The sequence below is a fragment of the Mesorhizobium sp. GbtcB19 genome (assembly GCF_019091085.1).
Taxonomy (GTDB): domain Bacteria; phylum Pseudomonadota; class Alphaproteobacteria; order Rhizobiales; family Rhizobiaceae; genus Mesorhizobium.
Window position 1 is genome coordinate 1 of the sequence record NZ_JAGXJY010000553.1, and the last position, 234, is coordinate 234.

The window sequence follows — 234 nt, forward strand, 5'->3', positions numbered from 1 at the left end:
AAACGACCTCCTGCGGGTCCGTGGAGATCGACGTCACCGGCATCAGGCCCGGACCCTCGGTGTCGAAGATCTATTCAGGACTGTTCCGCACCCAGGCCGGGTCGTTGACCACCAGCGTCTTCGGATGGATGCGCACGAGGATGTGCGTTGTGGTGATGTAGTACATGTCGAGGCGGGCTCGCTTCCTGAGCAGTATCACGTCCATCTCGGAGAGCTCGGTGCGCACCTTCTCGC

At 61.5% G+C, this 234-nt stretch carries 1 pseudogene; it reads right to left on the reverse strand.

The annotated features are described in order from the left end of the window. Positions 1–234: pseudogene (locus KVT37_RS33030) on the reverse strand (glutathione synthase); the annotation flags it as partial.